Here is a 21,526-nt window from a genome sequence, read left to right as displayed (position 1 = left end):
ATCCGATACAACCGCATTTGCAGGTAAAAGATGACCGTGCTCCGAATCAAGGACGCGGCCGACCTTCTCGGCGTCAGCGACGACACCGTCCGCCGGTGGATCGACCACGGCGATCTGACCGAACACAAGGACGACTCCGGTCGCAAAGTCGTCGACGGCGCCGAGCTGGCCCTCTTCGCCCGCGATCACGCAACACCCCCGATCGACCCGACCAGCGGGACGAGTTCGGCGCGCAACCGCATGGTCGGCCTGGTCACCAAGGTCACCGTCGATACGGTCATGGCCGAGGTGCAGATGCAGTGCGGACCGTTCACCATCGTCTCGCTCATGAGCGCGGAATCGGCCCGATCCCTCGGGCTCGAGCCCGGCAGCGTCGCCGTCGCCGTCGTCAAGGCAACCACTGTCATCATCGATGCCGCACTTCCTAACGGACAGGGACAATCATGAGAAGGACACTGCTTGCCGCGCTCGCCGCAGTGTCGGCCCTGATCGTCGTCACGGGGTGCAGCTCCGGCGGCGGAACTCGAGCCGATTCGTCGACGTCCGCAGCCGCGTCGTCGTCGGAGGTGAGCGGCGATCTCACCGTGTTCGCGGCGGCATCGCTGAAGGCCACGTTCACCGAGCTCGGAACACGTTTCGAGGCAGAGCACCCGGGATCGACGGTGACGTTCAGCTTCGCCGGATCGTCCGACCTCGTCACCCAGCTCACGCAAGGTGCGCCGGCCGACGTCTTCGCCTCCGCCGACACCGCCAACATGACCAAGGCGGTCGACGCCGGCCTCCTGACAGGTGCCCCGGTGAATTTCGCGACCAACACCCTCACGATCGTCACGCCGCCGGGTAACCCGAAGAACATCGCCTCCTTCGCCGATCTGGCTCGTCCCGATACGACGGTGGTCGTGTGTGCGCCTCAGGTGCCGTGCGGAGCCGCGACCACGAAAATCGAGCAGTCCACCGGGACATCGCTGACACCGGTCAGCGAAGAGTCCTCGGTCACCGACGTTCTCGGCAAGATCACCTCGGGCCAGGCGGACGCCGGACTGGTGTACGTCACCGACGCATCCGGCGCCGGTGACAAGGTCACCGCAGTTCCGTTTCCCGAGTCCAGCGGCGCGGTGAACACCTATCCGATTGCCGTGCTCGAAGATTCGGCCAATTCGGCGGCGGCGCAGGCGTTCGTCGATCTTGTCTCGGGCCCGGAGGGCCGTACGGTGCTGCAGGACGCCGGTTTCGCCGCTCCGTGACACGACTGTGCGACAACGAGGTCCCGATACACCCACCCCGGTGGGTGCTGATCCCCGCCGTCGTGGGCGGTCTGTTCGTGATTCTGCCGCTCGCGGCGATGTTGTTCGCAGTGGACTGGTCACGATTCGTACCGCTCGTGACCTCCGAATCATCCCGCGCAGCATTGATTCTCAGCCTGAAGACGTCGGCGGCCAGCACGGTGGTCTGCGTCGCGCTCGGGGTGCCGATGGCATTGGTGTTGGCGCGTCGAGACTTTCCCGGCCGCACCCTGCTGCGATCTATCGTCTTGCTTCCGCTTGTCCTCCCGCCGGTCGTCGGCGGCATCGCACTGCTCTACACGTTCGGCCGGCAGGGCCTGCTGGGCAGTTACCTCGAGGTGGTGGGCGTGCGGATCGCCTTCTCCACCGCGGCTGTGGTGATCGCGCAATCGTTCGTCGCGCTGCCGTTTCTGGTCCTGAGCCTCGAAGGCGCATTACGCACGGCGGGAACGAGATACGAGACCATCGCGGCAACCCTGGGCGCACCCCCGTCGACCGTACTGCGCAGGATCACGCTGCCGCTCGTCCTCCCGGGGTTGGTGTCCGGCGTCGTCCTCGCCTTCGCACGATCGTTGGGCGAGTTCGGCGCGACGCTGACGTTCGCCGGCTCCCTGCAGGGCGTCACCCGCACTCTCCCATTGGAGATCTACTTGCAACGGGAAACCGATCCCGATGCAGCAGTGGCACTCTCGTTGGTTCTCGTGGCGATCGCCGCGGTCGTGGTGATCGTGACGCGTGGGCGCCGCATCGCCGGTGCGCCGTGAGCGGGCTCGAGGTCCGGGCGCGACTCGCAGCCCGGCACATCGACTACGAGACCGACGTTCCCGCTGGTTCGGTACTGGCGGTGCTCGGGCCCAACGGCGCCGGCAAGACGTCGCTGCTGTCGATCGTCGCGGGTCTACTGCGGCCGGACGACGGGCGGGTCCTGCTGGGTGATCGCATCCTGACGGATACCGCTGCGCGCGTGCATGTTCCGGCCCACCGCCGGGGTGTCGCCACCTTGTCGCAGCAGGCCTTGCTGTTTCCCCACATGACCGCGGAAGCGAACGTCGGTTTCGCTCCGCGCAGTGCGGGGGTGGGTCGAGCCCGCGCGAGGGACATTGCACACGAGTGGCTGTCCGTCGTCGGCGCCCTCGACCTGGCGGACCGACGTCCGTCTCAGCTGTCCGGTGGCCAAGCTCAACGCGTCGCGGTAGCACGGGCTCTCGCCGCGGACCCCGCTCTCCTTCTGTTGGACGAGCCGCTGGCCGCACTGGACGTCGACTCCGCTCCCGCGATCCGGCGGGTGCTGCGCACGATCCTGCGCCAACGCGAGCAGACCGCGCTGCTGGTGACGCACGACGTTCTCGACGCATTGACTCTGGCCGATCTCTGTGTGGTCGTCGACGGCGGCAGGGTGGTCGAACGCGGGACGGTACGGGACGTGCTGACGTCTCCGCGCAGCGCATTCGCCGCCCGCATAGCGGGGCTCGACCTCCTCGACGGCAGGATCGTCGAACCTGGAGTTCTCAGGACCGCCGACGGGTCGACGGTGGTCGGCACCGGTGACGTCGCGGTCGGTTCCAGCGCTGTCGCCGTCTTCTCCCCCAGCGCCGTCGCGGTGTACGCCGAGGAGCCACACGGCAGTCCCCGCAACGTCTTTCGCGCAACCGTCGCCGACATCGAGGTGCGCGGCAGTTCCGTCCGGGTGACCGGACACGTCACCGGCGACCTGTCGTTGTCGGCCGACGTCACCGTCGCTGCGGTCGCCGACCTCGATCTCACGCCGGGCCGCAACGCCTTCTTCGTGGTCAAAGCTCAGGAAGTTGCTCTGCACGACGCGCGGTAGAACGGGTGCCGGAGGCTTCCGGCCCGGCTAGCATCCGAAGCGAGAATACGATCTGTCGGGGATCGTTCCGGTTCGGAAGCGATGGTCGGGTCATGAACAGAAGACGGCTCTTGGGGCGCGCGGCAACAGGATTGGCCGTGGCGGTCGGATCGCAGATGGCGACGGTCGGGACCGGACACGCCCGCCCGGCGCCGCCTGAATCGCTGGACCGGACGCTCCGGATCGTGTCGCTCTCACACATCAACGACCCGGCCACCACACCGATCTTTCCCGGCGACCCCGCATTCACGCTGGAGACGGCGGCAACCATCGCCGACGACGGCTTCTACCTCCAGTACGTGAAGGAGGGAGAGCACACCGGAACCCACTGGGGAGCGCCCGCCCACTTCCAGGCGGGCGGACTGACCGCCGATCGACTCGACCCCGAGGATCTCTTCCTGCCCGCGGTGAAAATCGACATCCGCGCCCAATCCGCGCGCAACGCCGACTATGCAGTTACGGTCGACGACCTCACCGCGTTCGAACGACGGAACGGCCGTATTCCGAAGGGCGCGGCGGTGATCCTGTGGACAGGGTGGGAATCACGCTGGGGCACCGATGCATACGCGAACGTCGGACCCGACGGCCTGACCCATCAACCCGGCTTCAGCACCGCCGCAGCACGGTGGCTCATCGATTCCGGCAGGCTCGATGTCCGCGGCGCACTCGGCACGGACACGTTCGGACCCGACCTCGGCAACGACGAGACCTACCCCGTCTCCACCGCGCTCTACGACAAGCACCGCATCAGCCTGGAGAACATGAACAACCTCGCCGCACTCCCGACCACCGGGGCCTACGTTCTGGTCGGCGGCACCATCAACCGAGCCGGTTCCGGTTCGCCCGCAACGATATTCGGTCTGGTACCGAGGGCGTCCTGACTGCGCGGGTCGGTCGGGAGCAGCGGGGCGAACGTGTCGTCCTCACGGTAGGCGACTGCCCCGCCCTTGCCGTGCCGCTTGGCCTCGTACATCGCGCGATCAGCGCGACGTAGCAGCGCGTCCGCCGTCGGGTCTCCCAGCACGGCCGCGAAGTCGACCACACCGACCGACACACCCGTCGACATCTCGTAGTCGTCGACGGTCAAGGGCGATGCCATCGCGTCCACGATGCGTGCTGCCATGTCAGCGGCGGTGGCGATCGTGCACCCGGCGAGCACCGCGAATTCGTCACCGCCGAAGCGGGCAACGTGTGCGTGCGGTCCGCAGGCGTCGGCCAGCCGGCGGCTGACGATCACCAGAGCGTTGTCGCCGGCGGCATGACCGAAACGGTCGTTGATGATCTTGAAGTCGTCGAGGTCGATCATCATCAGCACGTACGGATTGCGGGTGCGCACGAAGACCTGGATCGCGGCGGTGAGGTGCTCGTCGAACGAGTCGCGATTGGCCAGTCCGGTGAGCCCGTCGTAGTGGGCTCGATGCGTCAGCTCGGCTTGCGCTTCGACGATGCGGGCAAGCAGCGCTTCGTTCTCGAGCAGTGTCAGTACCTGCCTGATCAACGCCAGTACGAGCACGATCACGCCCAGCGCGATCACGACAGCGTCGATCTCACCGAGAGCGAACCACTGCACGCCCACCACCACGGCGATGAGAAACATCAACACGTACGGAGCGAGCAACTGCACGCGCTGGCTGCGCCAGGTGGTGGTCGACCGAACACCGAGCCTCGTGCGCGCCGCCGGTACCGACGCCGCCAGCGCGATGAGGGGCGGCCCCAGGATGTATCCCGCGTCGGCCCACGGCCGAACGGTGTTCGCGCCCTCGGCCACCAAGTACGCGTATGCGCTGTCGGACAGGGCCAGAGACACCATCCCGGATCCGAGCAACCACAGCTGCGCCCGAAAACGAGAGACGATCTGCGGCACGACCACGAGCAGCAGCACGATGACCACCAGAACGACGTCGGTGATCGGGTACATGATGGCGACCAGCGCACCGAGCGAGGTGTCGAAGGAGGAGTGCGCCACCGCTCCGAGGGCGGTCGCCCACGACAGCACGAACACGGAACCGACGATCACCGATCCGTCGAGCACCGCGAACGCCCACAGTCGACCACTGCCTCCCGGACGAACTCGCTGCGAGACGGCAAACGTCAGCAGCGCGGGAACCGCGAACACGGGTAGGACGAAGAAGCCGATGTCCGCGATCGAGGGCGACGGCAGGGGCGCATCGAACACCGAGCGATACAGCGCCCAGAACACCATTCCGATGCTCCAGCCGAACATGCCTGCGCCCATCAGCAGCCGCCACCGCCGCTCGACGCCCAACCTTGTGCGCGCCGTCCTCCAACAGGTGACGGTGGCGACCATGCCGCCGACCAACTGCGCGACGTCGTCGATAAGCACCGACGCTGGGAGACTCAGGACGCCGGAACTCGCGACTGCCACGATCACGGCCACGACCGCGAGAACGGCCAGAACACGCGCCTTCAGCGAGTCGACCATGGCGTCTCCTCACCGGGCATGCAGATGTCACTGGGCCCCGGCCTCGGGCCAGTGTACTGAGAAGTGCACCCCGAAGACACCGAAGTGGCATCGGTTGCCTACGCGACGAGATCGGCGAAGAACGCTCGGATGTCGTCGACGAGATCGCCCGAAGTCTCCATGGCCGCGAAGTGACCACCGTGATCGAACTCCGTCCATCGGACGATGTTGTGCTGCTTCTCCGCGATGCCTCGGATGCTCGAGTCACGGGCGAAGACGGCAGCCGCAGTCGGCACACCGGACGAGGCCACGTCGGCGCCCCACATCGACGATTCCTTGTACACGCGGATCGAGGATCCGATGGTGCCGGTGAACCAGAGGATGCTGACCTGGGCGAGCAGCATGTCTCGGCTCATCGCGTCGTCGGGTCCGGAGGCGGCGGGGTCGATGTATGAGTTGACCACGTCGACCACCCACGCCAGGAGACCGGCGGGCGAATCCGTCAGAGCCGGGGCCAGCGTCGCCGGCCTTGTCGAGTGCACAGCGGCGTACGCCGACGTCTGCGAATTGCTCCAATCCTGCAGACGGGCGAGTTTCTCCTTGTCCTCGTCGGTGAAGCCGGACCCGTCCTCGCCGCGGGAAGGGATCGTGATCGGACCGTTCAGGTGCACTCCGACGACCCGTTCCGGAGCGATGCGACCCATTTGAGGCGCGACGAAGGACCCCGCATCACCGCCGTGGACGCCGTACCGGTCGTAGCCCAGCTCGTCCATCAGTTGGCAGATCAGCTCGGCCGACCGCGCGGTGTCCGCGTCACCCGCGCGGGTCGTCGGACCGGAGAAGCCGAAGCCGGGCAGCGTAGGAACGACGAGATGGAACGCCGTCGCCTGCCCGTCCCCGTGAGCTTTCGGGTCCGTCATCGGACCGATCGTGTCTCGGAAGTCTTCGAACGGCCACCCGTGGATCAGGACGAGAGGAACGGCGTCGGGGTCGCTCGACCGAATGTGCGCGAAATGCAGCCGCTGCCCGTCGATCTCGGCGACGAACTGCGGATAGCGGTTCAGGTCGGCCTGTTGAGCGTCCCAGTCGAAGGACGTGGCCCAATAGTTGGCCAGCTCACGGACGTACGACGTCGGGATTCCGTGGCTCCACCCGACATCGGGCAACTCCTGCGGCCATCGGGTGGCGGCCAGACGGCGCTGAAGGTCGTCGACCTCGGCAGCCGGAATGGAAATGTCGAACGGAACGATCGAATTCGTGGTCATGAGCAGGACGCTATGAAGAAACGAGGACAGTCCGGGTCCGCGATCCCGGCGAATCCTTTCCCCGTGGACGACGGACGGTGACCGGCCATCCTTCCTGCTTGAATCGACTCCCCCGCGGCTTTCCCGCTGGTCGGGCGGGACGCTCTGCCTGGTGAAAAGGCCCGATTTACGTAGTCTCGTTCAGCTTCAGATCACGCAGGAGCTTCGCGACGTGACCGGTCGCCTTCACGTTGTACTGCGCCAGCTCGACCTTGCCGTCCTCGTCGATCAGGAACGTCGAGCGAATGACGCCCTGGACGGTCTTGCCGTACATCTTCTTCTCACCGAAGGTGCCCCACTTCTCCAGGACCTCCTTGTCGGGATCGGACAGCAGCGGGAACGTCAGACCTTCCGCTTCGCGGAACTTGGCGAGCTTGGCCGGCTTGTCGGGCGAGACACCCAGAACATCGATGCCCGCGTCGTTGAGCTGGGCAAGACTGTCCCGAAAATCGCAAGCCTGCTTGGTGCACCCCGGCGTTCCCGCCGACGGGTAGAAGTACACGACCACCTTGCGGCCGCGGAAGTCCTTCAACGACACATCGGTGCCGTCTGCGTCGGGAAGGGTGAAATCGGGAGCGGCGTCGCCTGCAGCAAGCTTGATGTTGTCGGTCACGGCACCAACTTAAACGACGGGTGCGAGCCGAGGCCACAACGTCAACTAGGCTTCGGCAGTACTTACACGAAGTTCGGCCTTGGGAGGGCACGTGGCACGGAACACCGAGAGCATCGAACGCGACATCGAGGCGGCTCGCGATCAGCTCGCCTCCACCCTCGACGAGTTGAGCGTGCGGGCAAACCCGAAGCGCATCGTCGAGAGCACCAAGGCCAGCGTCATCGAGACGCTGAACACCCCCGCAGTGAAGTTTTCGCTGATCGGAGCCGGTGTCGTCGTCGCCGCACTCGTGGTGCGGTCCTTCCTCAACTGAGGGCGGGGGCGCCGATTTCCATTCGGCCCGCCCCAACTGTTAATGTCTTGTCCGCAGCAAGCACGACCATGCGCCTATAGCTCAGTTGGTAGAGCAAGTGACTCTTAATCACTGGGTCCGGGGTTCGAGTCCCTGTGGGCGCACTGCGAAGGCCCTCTGAACAGCGGAAACGCTGGTCAGAGGGCCTTTTTCGTGCCGCCGTTTCCGAGCCAGCTCAACACTTTTCCCAACACGTTGGGTCAAAATGTTGAGCTGGAGAGCCCGCTCCTCGTCTTGTTTCCGCAGGTCGCACGCGAACGAGCTGGACAGGCAGACGGTGGCGAACGGGGCTGAACGGACGAGTGCGGCTGACTCTTAATGCGCTTTTTCGGGGAGTGGTAAGCCCGTGGAGGTCCAGGACGATTCAGGGTCGTTCAGAATGGCGAAGCCGACTCGATGGGCATTCTGGAAGGGCGGGGTCAGCAATCTCGCGAACCCGCTCACCTGGGCGTTCTGGCTCGCAACGGGAGTCCCGGCGCTGACCCGCGCCGGCAACGACGCCGGCGCCGCAAGTTTGCTCGTGTTCACGCTCGTCTGGCTCGGTGTCGCCGTCGCGGCCGAGTCGGTGGTCGCCGCCCCGGTATCGACGACCGGCCGTCGGATCGGACGGCGAGGGCAGTCCGTGCTGTCGATTGCATCGGGCGTTCTGTTTCTGATCTTCGCAGCCGTGATCGTCACCGTCGAAGTCATCGCAACCTGACCGCCGGGCGCCGATGGCCCTAGGCAGACGCCGCGGACCCAGGGGCATCGATTGACAGAAAGGATGACGACTGACATCCTCTTTCAAAGGATGATGCTCGTCATCCTGACTCCACGAGTACGGTGCGTTCGGCACCGACGAACGCTCCGCCCGAAAGGACAATCCGATGGACAATTCCCTGACCCAGTTCTCGATCGACGAAGCAGCGCAGGGCTATTGGCGTGTGACCTTCCACAATCCCCCGGTCAACATGTGCGACCCGGAGACCCTCGACGAACTACAGCAATTGGCCGGCCTGATCGAGTCCGACGACGCACTTCGCGTCGTCGTACTGGACAGCGCCGACCCCGACTTCTTCGTCAACCACTACGACACCTCGAGAGTCACCGACTTCCCACTCACCCCGGGACCGACCGGCCTGCCCACGTTCATCGACGCCACCACACGACTCACCACCTCATCGGTTGTCACGATCGCGTCGATCCGAGGCCGAGCCCGCGGCGGTGGCGCCGAGATTGCCCTCGCATGCGACATGAGGTTCGCCAGCCTCGAGAAGGCGGTCTTCGCACAAATCGAAGTCGGCGCAGGAGTTTTCCCGGGCGGCGGCGCACTCGAGCGATTGCCTCTGCTGGTCGGTAGGGCAAGAGCACTGGAGATCGTGCTGGGCAGCAACGACTTCGACGCCGCTACGGCGGCACACTACGGATGGATCAACCGCGCCCTACCCGATTCCGAGCTCGACGACTTCGTCGACACACTCGCTCGGCGCATCGCCTCGTTCGACAAACCAGCGCTGGCCGAGGCGAAACGACTGCTCAATCGCCGCACCCTGCCCTCCGAGGACGACCTGATGCACACGCAGGGCACCTTCCTCGACGCCTTCTCCTGGCCCACGGCCCAGGCCCGAGGAGCGCTCATCGCACGTCGGCGCGGCGAAGTAGGCCCCGACTTCGAAGCACGGATGAGCCACCACCTGGGCGACCTCGACAACGCGCTCAGCGGAACCCCGTAGGCTCATCGCCGGGGCGCCGAGCCCCGTCCATCTGGGCTACGTTCGCATGCACGCAAGTCGACGCTGTTCACCAAATATGCACTCCCTCAGAGGGACCGGAGGCCAGTCATGGGTAGTTCGCAAGCAGAGAAGGCTGCGAATCACGCTCGTATCGTCGACATCGCGGCGGCCCGAATACGCCGCGACGGAACCAACGGCGTCGCAGTAGCGGAATTGATGCGAGAAGCCGGCCTGACACACGGCGGCTTTTACCGTCACTTCGACTCGCGGGACGATCTCGTCGGTGCAGCCGTCGAGCGCGCATTGGACCTGGGAAGCGCACGAACCGAGGCAGCCGCTGCGCGAGGTGGACGAGAAGCCCTCCAGGCAATCATCGACGACTACCTCAGCCCAGCCCACCGCTCCCACCCCGAAAGCGGGTGCGCCGTAGCCGGTCTGGCAGAAGACGTCTCACGAGCCGACGAACGGACCCGCACCGCCTACACCCGCAAAGTCGACGAATACATCGACCTGCTCTCAGGACTGTCGCCCAGTACGGACATCGACGCTGACCGACGCCGCGCCATCCTCACCCTGAGCGCACTCGTCGGCGCCCTCGCCATGTCCCGAGCGCTAGGAGAGAACCCACTCTCCGACGACATACTCGCCGAGACCTCCGCAGCACTCAAAGACTTCTAGCCGAACCCCGCGGCAACGCTCGATGCTAGTGCGCGCCGCCGCAGCCGGGCGCGACGCGTCGCCGACCACGGACTCCTGACACCACACGTCCCCCGCCACCGGTCGAGGTCAACATTTACTCAACACTTTGGACCGAATCCCAGCGGACTGCGGTGAATCCACCTGGATTTGTGACTCCACATAGCACCTGTTCAGGCGCACTTTCCTGAATATCTACGAACCGCGGCGAACGACAGATTCTAAGACACAAGGGTCCGGGGTTCGAGTCCCTGTGGGCGCACTGGAAAGGCCCTCTGAACAGCGGAAACGCTGGCCGGAGGGCCTTTTTTGTCGCCCCGTTTCGGAGCCAACTCAACACATTGGTGTCAAATGTTAACCTGGTAGCCCGTTCGTCGTGGTGTTCCGCAGGTCACACGCGAATGAGCTGCATGCGCAGACGGTGGCGAACAGTCCTGAACGAACGAGTGCGGCTGACTCTTAATGCGCTTTTTCGACGGAGTCGTAATTCCGTGGATTTCCGGGACGATGCAGGGGCGTTCAACATGGACTCGCCCGCGGAGGTGCCGATCACGTTACGCCGCCAAGACCGGGGCGGAGTTCCATGCCGTGTCCAGCTCGAGGCGGGAACGGTGATCGGGCAGGGACGGTTGGCAGCGGAGCTCGGTGTCAGCACCACCCCATTACGTGAGGCGGTTCGCCGGCTGGCGGCCAGGGCCTGATCGGTCTCGAAGCGCACCGCGACGCACGGGTGACACCGGTGTCGGCCGACGAAACGCGCCACCTTTACCAGGTGCGCGAGAGTGTGGACCCCCTCGCGGCGGCTCTGGCCGCACAGCACCGAACGTCGGATCACGTCACCGAGATTCGATACGCACTGAGCCGACTCGAACCGATCTCCAGCGCAGGCGATCTCGATGCACTGAGCCGTCACCGCGAGTTCCATAGGGCGGTGTATCAGGCATCGGGCAATCCAGTGCTGATCGACATTCTCGAGCGGCTGTGGGACAAGGCCGATCGCTACCGACTGATCGGGCTCCGCCACGGCGCCGACAACGCGCGCGATCACGCACGCGTTGCCGCCGAGCACAGATCGATCAGCGACGCGGTCGCCGCCTGTGACCCCGCGGCGGCACGGGAGGCTATGGCCGACCACATTCGTCACAGTCTCGGGCGACGGGCAATCGTCGCACTGGGCGGCGAACTCCCCGATTGATGTTCAGTCCCGCTCAAAGCCTGTCAGTGGACATACCCCGGATCGGGAATGGAAACACGGCTACCGGTTGAGCGGCGCCGCGAACGGGCACCCGACGCTTATGACATCACTGTGGCTCGACCGCCCGTTGCGATCACCCTGTGACGACGTGGCCCTCGGAAACGTATACGACGTGGTCGTGGTCGGTGCGGGTCTGACCGGTTTGGTCACGGCGTACCTCGCCGCCCGGTCCGGCAAGTCCGTTGCCGTGATTGAAGCACGCCAAATCGGGTCCGCCACAACGGGAAACACCACGGCCAAGATCAGCCTCCTCCAGGGCACGAAGCTGTCGACGATCGCGTCGAAGCATCCGCACAGCACTGTGCGCTCGTACGTGGACGCTCACCGCGCAGGACAGTCGTGGCTGGTCGACTACTGCCGAGCAAAGGGTGTCGCCGTGCAGACCGAGACGGCGTACACATATGCAACGACCGAGACCGGTCTCACCGCGGTGCGTCGGGAACTGGCTGTGGCGGACTCCGTTGGACTACCCGTGTTCCATACGACCGATTCCGAGCTTCCGTTCGACATTCTCGGGGCCGTCGGACTGGACGAGCAGGCACAGTTCGACCCACTCGATGCCCTTCTCGCGTTGGCCGACGACCTTCGCTCGGCCGGTGGGCACATCAGCGAGAATATTCGAGTCACATCGGCTCGGCACACTCCCCAGGGGATCAGACTGGGCGTACCCGGTGGATCGGTCACCGGATCCCGAATTGTATTGGCCACGGGCACACCGATTCTGGACCGTGGCCTGTTCTTCTCACGGCTCGAACCATTGAGGTCGTACGCGGTCGCCTTCGATGTCGACAGGCCGATCCCCCGCGGGATGTATCTCTCGGCGGACTCGTTGTCGCGCTCGATCCGCTATACCCCGACTGCCACAGGCGAACGCCTCCTGGTCGGCGGCAACGGCCACACCGTGGGCCGTGAGCGTTCGGAGCAAGCTCAGGTGAACGACCTGATCGACTGGACCGAAATTCACTTTCCCGGTGCACGCCGGACGCATACATGGTCCGCTCAGGACTACGAGTCCGTCGACGTCATGCCCTACGCGGGACCGCTGGTTCCCGGCGACGGCGCCATCACCGTGGCGACCGGCTACGACAAGTGGGGAATGACGGCTGCGGTCGCAGCCGCACTTCATCTCGATGCGGCCTCGCGCGGCGAAAAGATGCCTTGGTCAAGTGCTTTCGCTCTGTGGAACCCACGGGTGCTACGCGGCGCCTCTTCGGCCATTCGCATGAACATAGCCGTCGCCAAGAATATGGCGACAGGTTGGGCAGGCGCCGTCATCTCCTCGGGTTCGTCCACTCCCCCGGCGGAAGGCACAGGTCGCGTCAGTGGAGGTGTCCTCCCCCGGGGCATCTGCACCGTCGGCGGACGGACATACGACGTATCCGCGATCTGCCCGCACCTCGGTGGCATTCTGCGCTTCAACGACGCGGAGAAGTCGTGGGACTGCCCGCTTCACGGCTCCCGCTTCGCTGCCGATGGAACAGTGCTCGAGGGTCCGGCGACGCACGACCTGGCTTCGCGCGACGACTGACCGTCGAGCCCCGGCACTACTTTGCGGGTCGTGGCCACAGTTCATCAACGAATTGCTCCACGAGGTGTCGGTGATGTCGCCCGACGCCCGCTGCGCCAGGTGGAGCTTGTTATAGCCGCCGCAACAGCCGTGCGGTCGTTCGTGCTGGCGAGCTTCGTTCCGAAGTTCACTCGCCCTGCTCCGCGAACAGAATCTGCCGAGGCCGAGGCGAACGTGAGGCTGTGATCCGAACCCCGTGATTGAGACAACGAACGTTGGGTATCCGCTCGGCAGCAGAGCGTGCTCGGCACCCTGCTCCGTAGTGCCCCATCGTCGTGAAGTCTCCCGCGGCGAGTGAGGCACATTCCATTGACACCCAGATGTCTGGAGTTCAATCATGTTCCGTCACACCGATTACCTGCAATTCGACGCCAAGCCGGAGAAGCCCGACCCGGTTTACGCGCACAAACTTCAAGAATTGATCGGCGGCGCGTTCGGCGAGATGACCGTGACCATGCAGTATCTGTTTCAGGGCTGGAATTGCCGCATGGAGGGCAAGTACAAGGACCTCATCATGGACATCGCCACCGAGGAGATGGGCCATGTGGAAATGCTCGCCGTGATGGTCGCTCGCCTGCTCGAGGGCGCACCCGCCACGGATCCGACGACAGCGGCCGGTGGCGATCCCGTCGTCGCAGCGGTCATGGGCGGCATGGACCCCCAACAGGCCATCGTCGCCGGAGGTGGCGCTCTGCCCGCCGACAGCAACGGCTACCCGTGGAGCGGCCGATTCATCATCGCCAGCGGCAACCTCCTTGCAGACTTTCGCGCCAACGTCGCGGCAGAAGCGCAGGGACGCTTGCAAACTGCGCGTCTGTACAACATGACCGACGACCCCGGCGTCAAGGCAATGTTGAAATTCAACCTTGCCCGCGACACCCATCACCAGAACCTGTGGCTCGCGGCCATCGAGGAGTTGCAGACGGACGGGTACGAGGACGTGGTGGTGCCGAACGCCCTGATGGACGAGGAGTACGCAGAGCACGCAACCGACCTGTGGCACCTCTCCGACGGAGAGATGTCGCAGACCGGCGGCTGGGCCGACCGACTCGCTCCCGACGGGGTGCACCAGATGGGCTTCCTTGCCGATCCACAACCGTTGGGCGACAAAGCAAGCGCGCCGGCGCCCGACCCCCTGCTGTACGCCACCTACGACGGCGCCAAGGGAGAACCCGCGCCGGCCGCGGTGGGGACCGAGAAAGGCGTCATGGGCAAGCTCAAGGACGTTCTCGACTGAGGGTGCAGAACTGGTAGGAATCGAAAGGCGTTGACCGATTCCCGAAGGCGGCAACGTCTTTCAGCTCGCCCGCAAGCTGCGACCGACCCTCGACGGTCAGCGGCTTGCGGGCGGGCGCCTGCAGGTGCCGGCGCGCGCGACGGAAGATCTGACCGTACAGACGATTCGGAGCCAATCCAGTTCGACAAACGTACAATGCGGGGCCGCAGCCGACCCCGAAGTCCTGGCCGCAGACCTGATGGCAGCCTGGAATGCAGGAAGATCCAGTTTGATCTAGCGGCTGCGCGCGCGGTGGCTCGTGTCGCACAGCGGATAGGTCTTGCTGCGTCGGCACGTGCACACCGCAACCACGAAGCGGTCGGATCGCACGTGCGATCCGTCGTCGGTCACGATGTCGACCGGCCCGTCGATCAGAATCGGTCCGCCCGGAACGATTCTGACCGTACGAGCGTCGTCGGTTCCCTCACCTGTCGGCACGGATGACCACCAAGTCCTCGGTGCGGCGGCCGATTTCGAGCCGGCCGGTCCGTTCGAGCCACGCTGCCTGCTGATCCATCACCGGACCGAATGCGATGGTCGATCGGACGATCTCGCGGACGTCGAACCCGTTGTCGGACAACATCTGCATACTCTTGACCGGATCTGCGAACTCCGACTGCACCAACATCAGCACTCCGCCCGGCCGAACCAGATCGACGGCCGATTCACACAGCCGATCCAACACGACGCGACCGTCCGGGCCGGCGTTCCATGCCCGTTCCAGACCGATTTCGACGGGAACGGATTCGGCCGGCACGTACGGAGGATTGCACAACACCACGTCGAACGCCGGTAGTTCGGCTGCGTCGTCGAAGGATCCGAGGCGCACGTCCACGTCGGCCTCTTCGCGTCGCGCCTGCCTCGATGCACACTCGACCGCGGCGGGAGAAATGTCGTAGGCGACCACCGATCGGGCGCCCAGCCGGGCCGCTTCGAGTCCGACTGCGCCACTTCCGGTGCACATGTCGAGAACCGACGCGCCCAGCGCAACACCGGCGTCGGCCACGGCCTGACAGAGAAGCCAGGAATCAGCTTGCGGTGCATAGACATCGGGGTCGACGACCGGTGGATCGACCGACGTCGCCTCCGCCACGGACGAAAGCTCGGTCACGAGTGCGGGGCCGATCGTTTTGTGGAAGTTCATCGTCGAAAAGTACCCGCGCCCCGGGGGTAGGAAACCAGCGGAATCTCCCAACACCAACCACATTGGACCCCCGGGGCCCGGGTGCGACATGTTGACACGGAAGAAGAACGAACCCACTATTGACGGCTGCCGACGCGGCTGCTTCGCCAGAATTACGACCGGTAGGTCTCCACAGGCAAGGCCGCACCCGACTACATGCCTGACCGATGTGCGATCACTCCGGATGATCGAGGGCGACAAGACGTTCAGCGAGTGTGGCTACTTTGACGTTCATGTTCTGCGACGTCTCCCGTAGCATTTCGAAGGCAGCACCCGCACCCAGGCCGTACCGCTCCATGAGAATTCCTTTCGCCTGACCGATCTTGTCACGGGAGGCAAGAGCAGCAGCAAATTGTCGTTCGCGAGCGACGCTGTGTATGGCCAACGCGACCTGCACCGCGAATGCTTCTCCCAGTGAACGGTCGAGATCGGTAAAGGCGTGCGATCTGTCGGCATGCAAATTCAACGCACTCATGGAATGTTCGTCGCGATACAACTCCAGTGAGTGTGTCGCGCGGACTGGCGTTTTCTCTAGTACAGCCGCTGTATAACGCTTCCATCGAGTCTCGGTGTCGTAATCGTCGATGCACGACTGCCGTTGAGTCCACGCTGCCTCCAAGCACGGCCCTTCGTTGAGTTCACCTTGCAGCTGATCGATGAGATCGGCGATCAGGTCCGTAGCGGCGATGGAGGCCACCGCACCTTGCTCTACAACGGTAATGCTCGCATGTGCGATGGAAGGGGACGCCTCGACCAGACCGCGGGTGAGGGCAAGGCAGACGGCGTCGACGACGTCGTCAGTCGCTTCGGACCCTCGAATCTGATCGACCTGGTCGACCATGGCAGCAAACAGTTCATTTCGGTGTTCCCGCACGGTCACATTTTGCCTAACTCCCCCGACCGTGGCCACCTGCGCGTCGCTCACACGTTTGCTCCGTCGGCAACCGGAGAGGCATTACGCGGAAGGTCACCGCAGCAAACCACCTGCGCCCAACGCAAATTGTCCACGTGGCCGAAGGGCGTGACGAGCCGTCCCGACCAAATTTGAAGATGGCAGTCCCATGGCAAGGCCCCAGTGTCTCGACACCCGGCCCTTGGGTGTTGCGGGCGACACGGTTGAGACAGCAATAGCGACCGCTCTAACGCCAGTCTGCTGACGAATCGAACGGCTCCCAGTCGGCCCAGTGGGAGAACACGCGCACCGGGGTGCCATCGATCTCGAGAACCCGCCCGCTGTCGGCGTAGATGCATCGAGCGTGCCCCCGCAGTGGGCGGCCGTGGTGCTTCGGGGCGCACCTCCAGATACCGATGCTTTTATCGAGATCTTCGTCGGACACCTCGATAACTTGGCGATCGAACACGCCACCTTGGAACAGACACCGCACCGATCAGCACTCGCTTGCGGGGCAACGAATCGCTGCGACACAACAATATTCCTGAGAACGGTCGGTGCGTACGTCTTGTGGATTGGAGCGCGGGGCTGCCAGCATGAGACCTCGTTTCGAGTTCGACTCGCGGCACGGTCTCGACCACGTCCTAGGTATCGCTCATATGTTTACCGCGACCGCCTCGATCGAAACGTCCTGAGCATGTCCCGCGCATCGACACCGTCCCGAAGTGGTGGCCGACTCCACCGCAGTCGCCGTCGTGCTGGTGACGGTGTTGAAAAATCAGCGTTCGCGTCGTCGGTTCCAGGACTCCGTACGGGCACTGCTCGCTGCTCGATAGGAGCGACGGAAAAGGCGCCTCCCTCGTGTGCTCGAGGAGGCGCCTTTTGCGCTTCTGTGATTACGCGGCGCGGGAGGTCAGCGTAGTCGCGAGTCCCGACAGGATCTGCGACGGACGCTGCTGCTCGCCCTGCTGTGCGCCGAGAACGACGATCACGCCGGTCAGAACCGGCAGGACTGCCTGCAAGTATTTGAGCTGCTTCTGAGCCGCTGCGATGTCCTTGGGTGTCGAGGCGGACGGCTCGGTGGCGCCGTCGACGTGCTCGCCGTCGCCCTGTGCGGTCTTGGCGCCGAGTACTCCGCTGTACGCAGTAGCGCCCAGAGCGGCACCCGTCACCACGAGCTTGATGACCGTGTTCGAACGAACACCGGCCTGGTGCTTCGCGCGGTCGCGGTTGGCGGCCAGAATGCCCGCACCGCCGACGACGTGTGCTCCGATGGCGAGGGCGTTGGCCGGTGCCCACTTGGCCCAGCCGGTGGCGGCGACGCGTGCGCGATCTTCGGGGTCGCGCACCGAGTCGGCTGCACCGTTCAGGCCGATCGCGCCCATCAGGGTACCGCCGAACCACGCGGCTGCTCCGAGATCGTGCAATGAGCGGATGACAGTGTTACGTGTTGACATGAGTGTCCTTCCAGGACTTGGTATGCACCGTGATTCGGCCGCGTAGGGTGACAGCGGGTTCTTTTATCTCGTAATCACGAAGTGCTTGTGGTGCTGTTCGACGAGCAGCTTGCTGCGCCCGTCGCACCGGACTCTTGACCGGCCCGCATGTCTCGTCTACCCGCATTGTGCTGCGGTCAATCAAAAGTCGTCCGAGGGCAACCTGCGGTAGCACGTCGTCAATGACAAGTCCGGTGAGGACGTTCTTTGCAAACCTGATGCGCGGGAGTCGATGTCGCAGAATATCGGTTGTTGCACGATCGGGGATCCCCAGCGGGAAAGTTCGACGGTTTGTGTGCCCAGACCACCATCGAGTCCAACTCGTGTCGTTCGGAGTTCTGCCGTTGACCGCGGCGACTGTCAGTCGATGCCCCGCCGTCCTCGACTGCAGCGTTTTCGTCAGCGAATTGGACGGCAGTGCGCGCGAGATCGCCGACCTCGGTCGCCGAGACCGATTGGATACGGGTCCGAATGGGCACACGAAGAGGTGAACTCCGCCCGCACAACCCTCTCGCACATCAGGCGGTTCGCTACCGGAGTACGTGGCCGTGTCGTTGCTACGGATCTCGCGCTACTGTCCGCGGGCCTCACGTTCTACTCGGCGCTCGCCGTTGTTCCATTGCTTCTTCTCGGTTTCTGGGCGTGCGGCCTGGCGACCTCACCCGAGCGGGTCGTTGCGCTGGCAACCGATGTCTCGCAACTGATCCCGAACGGGATGGGCGCACAACCACTGGTGGTGAACCTCGCCGAGGCCGGCGTCGACCTCGGATTGCTGGGGGCGCTCATATGCATCTTCCCCGCCACGTATTACGGCGAGGGCTTTCGCCGCGTGCTGCTCCGGTACACCGGGGTGGTGGAAACACGGATCGGGTACCGAGGTCGGATCGCGTCCATTCCGGTCCTGGTCTTGTCCCCCGTGCTGCTGTTCGTCCTTCTCGAGGCCGGGTCCTGGATGTGGTCGACGACGAGCAGCGGCACCGTGCCCGCCGTCGCGTTCCGCGTGTGGTTCGGTCTTGTCGTTGTGTGGTTGGTCCTCGCGATCCCGATCGGGTGGGTGTTCCGCGTGGTCGCGCCGGTTCAGCCGTCCTGGAGGTCGGTGACAATCGGCGCGCTGACGACGTCGTCGATGGTCGCGGGGTTCCTGCAGGGTTTCGTGCTGTTTCTCTGGATTCCCTACGATCTCGGCCGGCCGTTCGGTGGCCTGACGGTCGTCGGCGCGGTGATCGCGGTCGGCTTCTGGTTGTGGTTATTGCATGCGGTTGTTTTGACTGGTTGGGGCTTCACCCTGCAGTTGTCGACGACGCCGATCGGTGGTCCTGCGACACCAGATTGCGGTGCGCAACCACCAAGAACTGCATGAGTCCGGCGATCGCAAGCACCGCTCCCACAACCGATCCGATCGTCGCTGACACGTCGGCGTGCAAGGGCACGAACACAACTGCACACAACGTCACGATCGTAGTGATCACCCGCGACGGCCGCTCCCACACAGTGATGACGGCTATGTCCGTAAGGCCCGCGGCGGTGGCGCGAGCCCGCGCGGTCTCCTGCAGCATCGTCATCACGGACAAGGTCATGACCAGCGGTAGTGGCGCGCCCGCAACGGCAAGACACGCGAAAAACATCAGGTCGCAACATCTGTCGGCGACGGAGTCGATCACGTAGCCGAAAGAGGACTCGCGGCGCTGCATCACGGCGACGGCGCCGTCCAACCCGTCGAACACGGACGCGAGCACCACCGCAACAGCCGCGAGCAGAATCCATCGGCCACCCGTAGCCGTCAACACCACTGCGACAGCGGCCAGCGCCACTCCGAGCGCCGTGACCACGCTGGGCGCAACTCTGAGGCGTACCAGCGGCGACGCGATGCGGAATATGACCGTGAGCCACCCGCGCACCAGCGGCGCGGCGACGTCTGTATCACCGTGCAGCGCAGACCACCTCGCCAAGTATTCGGCTCTCTTCATCACTCTCGTCGAACCCATCCGCGTCGCTGCCGAAGAGCGCGCTCACGGCCGGATTGCCCGTTCCGATGCGCTCCGAAACGGCAAGCGCGCGGAACGTCAGCCGATGAGCTAGAACAGAGAGACGATGATCCCTACCGGTCCAGGTCCTCGGGAAGGAACTAGGTACCCGCGGCGGCGGCGTAGCCTGCGCGCCCGCCACGATGCTCAAACCACAATGATCCCCGCTGGACCCAGCAACGTTGTGTCGAGCGAGGCATCCGTGGTCACCGTCAGCCCGGCGTTCCCGGATCCAATGTCGATCGCCAGCTGCGTCGTCCACTCACGGCCAGCCGATCAACGTCACCACCCGAGCCGACGTCAGATGCGTCAAACACGTTCCGCCGGTGGGGAACCCCACCTCACGATCGGCGGGGAATAGCGGTCGCGACGCTGACTGTTGCCAGCGCAAGCATGGGTCACCCTCGCCGTCGGACTGATCGCTGTCATCGGCGTCGTCTTGACAGTCCGCCGACGCACCCGCGTCGCGATCACGCTGTCGGAGTACAACAACAAGCCCGTCCCGCAGTGGCTGCGCGACGTCGCGGCCGGTCGCGACGCGTCACCGACCGAGGACACCTGACACACGCTGTCCTCGGTCACGCGCCGAGGTCAACACTTACTCAACACTTTGCGCCGAATATTAGCGGACTGCGGTGAATCCATGCGGACTTGTGACCCTACATAACACCAGCTCAGGCGCACTTTCCTGAACGTCCACGAACCGCGGCGAACGACGGACTTAAGACACCGGGTCCGGGGTTCGAGTCCCTGTGGGCGCACTGCCCGAAGCCCGTCACCAGTTGATCTTCTGGTGACGGGCATTTTCGATGATTCGAGGCGTGACAGATTGGCCGCTATCGCATTGAATCGGCAGGTTCCCGCGAGTTGTCGACGATGGTGGCCCGCTGGTTACGGTGTCGGCTCATCGAGTCACTCGCGGAACCGCCTACGGAGCTTGGATGAACTCCAGAGTCCCGCCCTGGTGATCGGTGAGGTAGACGAAAGCTGTTCCCGCGCGCGATCCCTCGGTCATCGTCATCGGTTCGCCGACGGGATCCCAGCCCGCGGATCTCGCCGCACTGACGGCCTCGTCCATGCTCGAGACGTTGAAGGCGAGGTGGACGGAGCCGACGTCGCAAGGGCGCGGGCGCAGCACCGACCGGTCCATCGGTGAGGAGTACTCCAACAGCTCCACCGATTGCCCTCCGAGCGTCAGCACGGCCGCGTCCAATGCGGCCGACTCGACCCCGGTGACGTGTTCGGCGAACTCGCCGTCGAGATGGAACCGCCGTTCGAGAGTGAAGCCCAGAACGTCGACCCAGAAAGCCAACGCCTCGCCCAAACTGGCAACGGTGATTCCCGTGTGAGCAATGCTGGTGAAGTTCGAGGCCACCTTCCCAGCGTGCCACACGCACATCCGCGCATACCGAGAGCTCCGATAGAGCGCTGAGCGCGCCAAGCCAGTGGCCGGCCGATCGCCGACTAAGGTTTTAGTGAGTCCGCGGGCGAGACAGATTGGCCAATATCGCACCGGATCGGCGGGTTCCCGCGCTTCGGCGACGGTAGTGGCCCACTGGTTACTCTGCCGGTGGGAAACGTTTC

General features: G+C 64.7%; 24 protein-coding genes and 1 tRNA gene. 16 read left to right on the top strand and 9 right to left on the bottom strand.

What is annotated here, in order from left to right:
- The first annotated feature begins 30 nt into the window (after positions 1-30).
- The 5 genes from AC59JP_RS00845 to AC59JP_RS00825 all read left to right on the top strand — a co-directional run bounded on the left by AC59JP_RS00845 (position 31) and on the right by AC59JP_RS00825 (position 4,031).
- Positions 31-447, top strand: a complete 417-nt coding sequence (locus AC59JP_RS00845) for a TOBE domain-containing protein (protein WP_497323736.1) — start codon at positions 31-33, stop codon at positions 445-447.
- Complete coding sequence (gene modA / locus AC59JP_RS00840) at positions 444-1,244, top strand: molybdate ABC transporter substrate-binding protein (protein WP_497323735.1); 801 nt, start codon at positions 444-446, stop codon at positions 1,242-1,244. Before AC59JP_RS00845 ends, modA begins: the two co-directional genes overlap by 4 nt.
- On the top strand, positions 1,241-2,047 hold the full coding sequence (locus AC59JP_RS00835) for an ABC transporter permease (protein ID WP_497323734.1): 807 nt from the start codon (positions 1,241-1,243) through the stop codon (positions 2,045-2,047). The genes modA and AC59JP_RS00835 overlap by 4 nt, the downstream gene beginning before the upstream one ends.
- Positions 2,044-3,111, top strand: coding sequence for a sulfate/molybdate ABC transporter ATP-binding protein (locus AC59JP_RS00830; protein ID WP_497323733.1), 1,068 nt, complete (start codon positions 2,044-2,046; stop codon positions 3,109-3,111). Before AC59JP_RS00835 ends, AC59JP_RS00830 begins: the two co-directional genes overlap by 4 nt.
- 155 nt (positions 3,112-3,266) lie before the next feature.
- On the top strand, positions 3,267-4,031 hold the full coding sequence (locus tag AC59JP_RS00825) for a cyclase family protein (protein ID WP_497324825.1): 765 nt from the start codon (positions 3,267-3,269) through the stop codon (positions 4,029-4,031).
- On the opposite strand, the gene AC59JP_RS00820 is transcribed toward AC59JP_RS00825, so the two are convergent.
- The 3 genes from AC59JP_RS00820 to bcp all read right to left on the bottom strand — a co-directional run bounded on the left by AC59JP_RS00820 (position 3,947) and on the right by bcp (position 7,489).
- Complete coding sequence (locus tag AC59JP_RS00820; protein ID WP_497323732.1) at positions 3,947-5,593, bottom strand: diguanylate cyclase domain-containing protein; 1,647 nt, start codon at positions 5,591-5,593, stop codon at positions 3,947-3,949. The two genes, AC59JP_RS00825 and AC59JP_RS00820, sit on opposite strands and share 85 nt — an antisense overlap.
- Before the next feature lie 98 nt (positions 5,594-5,691).
- A complete protein-coding gene (locus AC59JP_RS00815) occupies positions 5,692-6,837 on the bottom strand; it encodes an epoxide hydrolase family protein (protein ID WP_497323731.1) in 1,146 nt (381 codons plus the stop codon).
- A gap of 166 nt (positions 6,838-7,003) precedes the next feature.
- A complete protein-coding gene (gene bcp / locus AC59JP_RS00810; RefSeq protein WP_497323730.1) occupies positions 7,004-7,489 on the bottom strand; it encodes a thioredoxin-dependent thiol peroxidase in 486 nt (161 codons plus the stop codon).
- A 91-nt stretch (positions 7,490-7,580) separates the two neighbouring features.
- Here bcp and AC59JP_RS00805 point away from each other — a divergent pair, with 91 nt between their 5' ends.
- The 9 genes from AC59JP_RS00805 to AC59JP_RS00765 all read left to right on the top strand — a co-directional run bounded on the left by AC59JP_RS00805 (position 7,581) and on the right by AC59JP_RS00765 (position 14,308).
- A complete protein-coding gene (locus AC59JP_RS00805; protein WP_497323729.1) occupies positions 7,581-7,802 on the top strand; it encodes a DUF3618 domain-containing protein in 222 nt (73 codons plus the stop codon).
- Positions 7,803-7,872: 70 nt separating this feature from the next.
- A tRNA-Lys gene (locus AC59JP_RS00800) sits at positions 7,873-7,945 on the top strand.
- Positions 7,946-8,220: 275 nt separating this feature from the next.
- Positions 8,221-8,541 carry a LysE family transporter gene (locus tag AC59JP_RS00795; RefSeq protein WP_497323728.1) on the top strand — a complete coding sequence of 107 codons (321 nt, stop codon included), beginning with the start codon at positions 8,221-8,223 and terminating at the stop codon, positions 8,539-8,541.
- 166 nt (positions 8,542-8,707) lie between these two features.
- Positions 8,708-9,553, top strand: a complete 846-nt coding sequence (locus tag AC59JP_RS00790; RefSeq protein ID WP_497323727.1) for an enoyl-CoA hydratase/isomerase family protein — start codon at positions 8,708-8,710, stop codon at positions 9,551-9,553.
- Between the two features lie 108 nt (positions 9,554-9,661).
- Positions 9,662-10,231: a TetR/AcrR family transcriptional regulator gene (locus AC59JP_RS00785; protein WP_497323726.1), complete on the top strand. Its 570-nt coding sequence runs from the start codon at positions 9,662-9,664 to the stop codon at positions 10,229-10,231.
- A gap of 509 nt (positions 10,232-10,740) precedes the next feature.
- Complete coding sequence (locus AC59JP_RS00780) at positions 10,741-10,950, top strand: GntR family transcriptional regulator (protein WP_497323725.1); 210 nt, start codon at positions 10,741-10,743, stop codon at positions 10,948-10,950.
- Between the two features lie 38 nt (positions 10,951-10,988).
- On the top strand, positions 10,989-11,444 hold the full coding sequence (locus AC59JP_RS00775) for a GntR family transcriptional regulator (protein ID WP_497323724.1): 456 nt from the start codon (positions 10,989-10,991) through the stop codon (positions 11,442-11,444).
- A 148-nt stretch (positions 11,445-11,592) separates the two neighbouring features.
- Complete coding sequence (locus tag AC59JP_RS00770) at positions 11,593-13,032, top strand: FAD-dependent oxidoreductase (protein WP_497323723.1); 1,440 nt, start codon at positions 11,593-11,595, stop codon at positions 13,030-13,032.
- A gap of 376 nt (positions 13,033-13,408) precedes the next feature.
- Positions 13,409-14,308 carry a manganese catalase gene (locus AC59JP_RS00765; protein WP_497323722.1) on the top strand — a complete coding sequence of 300 codons (900 nt, stop codon included), beginning with the start codon at positions 13,409-13,411 and terminating at the stop codon, positions 14,306-14,308.
- A 273-nt stretch (positions 14,309-14,581) separates the two neighbouring features.
- On the opposite strand, the gene AC59JP_RS00760 is transcribed toward AC59JP_RS00765, so the two are convergent.
- The 4 genes from AC59JP_RS00760 to AC59JP_RS00745 all read right to left on the bottom strand — a co-directional run bounded on the left by AC59JP_RS00760 (position 14,582) and on the right by AC59JP_RS00745 (position 17,879).
- Positions 14,582-14,785 carry a CDGSH iron-sulfur domain-containing protein gene (locus AC59JP_RS00760; RefSeq protein ID WP_497323614.1) on the bottom strand — a complete coding sequence of 68 codons (204 nt, stop codon included), beginning with the start codon at positions 14,783-14,785 and terminating at the stop codon, positions 14,582-14,584.
- Positions 14,772-15,491 (bottom strand): HemK2/MTQ2 family protein methyltransferase, encoded by a 720-nt coding sequence (locus AC59JP_RS00755; RefSeq protein ID WP_497323721.1) that lies wholly within the window; start codon positions 15,489-15,491, stop codon positions 14,772-14,774. The genes AC59JP_RS00760 and AC59JP_RS00755 overlap by 14 nt, the downstream gene beginning before the upstream one ends.
- Before the next feature lie 214 nt (positions 15,492-15,705).
- Positions 15,706-16,455, bottom strand: coding sequence for a GAF and ANTAR domain-containing protein (locus AC59JP_RS00750; protein ID WP_497323720.1), 750 nt, complete (start codon positions 16,453-16,455; stop codon positions 15,706-15,708).
- Positions 16,456-17,318: 863 nt separating this feature from the next.
- Positions 17,319-17,879 carry a hypothetical protein gene (locus tag AC59JP_RS00745; protein ID WP_497323719.1) on the bottom strand — a complete coding sequence of 187 codons (561 nt, stop codon included), beginning with the start codon at positions 17,877-17,879 and terminating at the stop codon, positions 17,319-17,321.
- Positions 17,880-18,405: 526 nt separating this feature from the next.
- Here AC59JP_RS00745 and AC59JP_RS00740 point away from each other — a divergent pair.
- Positions 18,406-19,278 carry a YhjD/YihY/BrkB family envelope integrity protein gene (locus AC59JP_RS00740; RefSeq protein ID WP_497323718.1) on the top strand — a complete coding sequence of 291 codons (873 nt, stop codon included), beginning with the start codon at positions 18,406-18,408 and terminating at the stop codon, positions 19,276-19,278.
- Here the strand turns inward: AC59JP_RS00740 and AC59JP_RS00735 are convergent.
- A complete protein-coding gene (locus AC59JP_RS00735; protein WP_497323717.1) occupies positions 19,199-19,885 on the bottom strand; it encodes a CDP-alcohol phosphatidyltransferase family protein in 687 nt (228 codons plus the stop codon). The genes AC59JP_RS00740 and AC59JP_RS00735 overlap by 80 nt on opposite strands.
- Before the next feature lie 436 nt (positions 19,886-20,321).
- Here AC59JP_RS00735 and AC59JP_RS00730 point away from each other — a divergent pair, with 436 nt between their 5' ends.
- Positions 20,322-20,504: a hypothetical protein gene (locus AC59JP_RS00730; protein ID WP_497323716.1), complete on the top strand. Its 183-nt coding sequence runs from the start codon at positions 20,322-20,324 to the stop codon at positions 20,502-20,504.
- 366 nt (positions 20,505-20,870) lie between these two features.
- On the opposite strand, the gene AC59JP_RS00725 is transcribed toward AC59JP_RS00730, so the two are convergent.
- A complete protein-coding gene (locus tag AC59JP_RS00725; RefSeq protein WP_497323715.1) occupies positions 20,871-21,317 on the bottom strand; it encodes a VOC family protein in 447 nt (148 codons plus the stop codon).
- Positions 21,318-21,526: the final 209 nt, after the last annotated feature.

Source organism: Rhodococcus sp. 320_ES (assembly GCF_059691855.1).
Note: the sequence above shows the minus strand (reverse complement) of the source record. Positions and strands in the feature narration are given on the sequence as shown.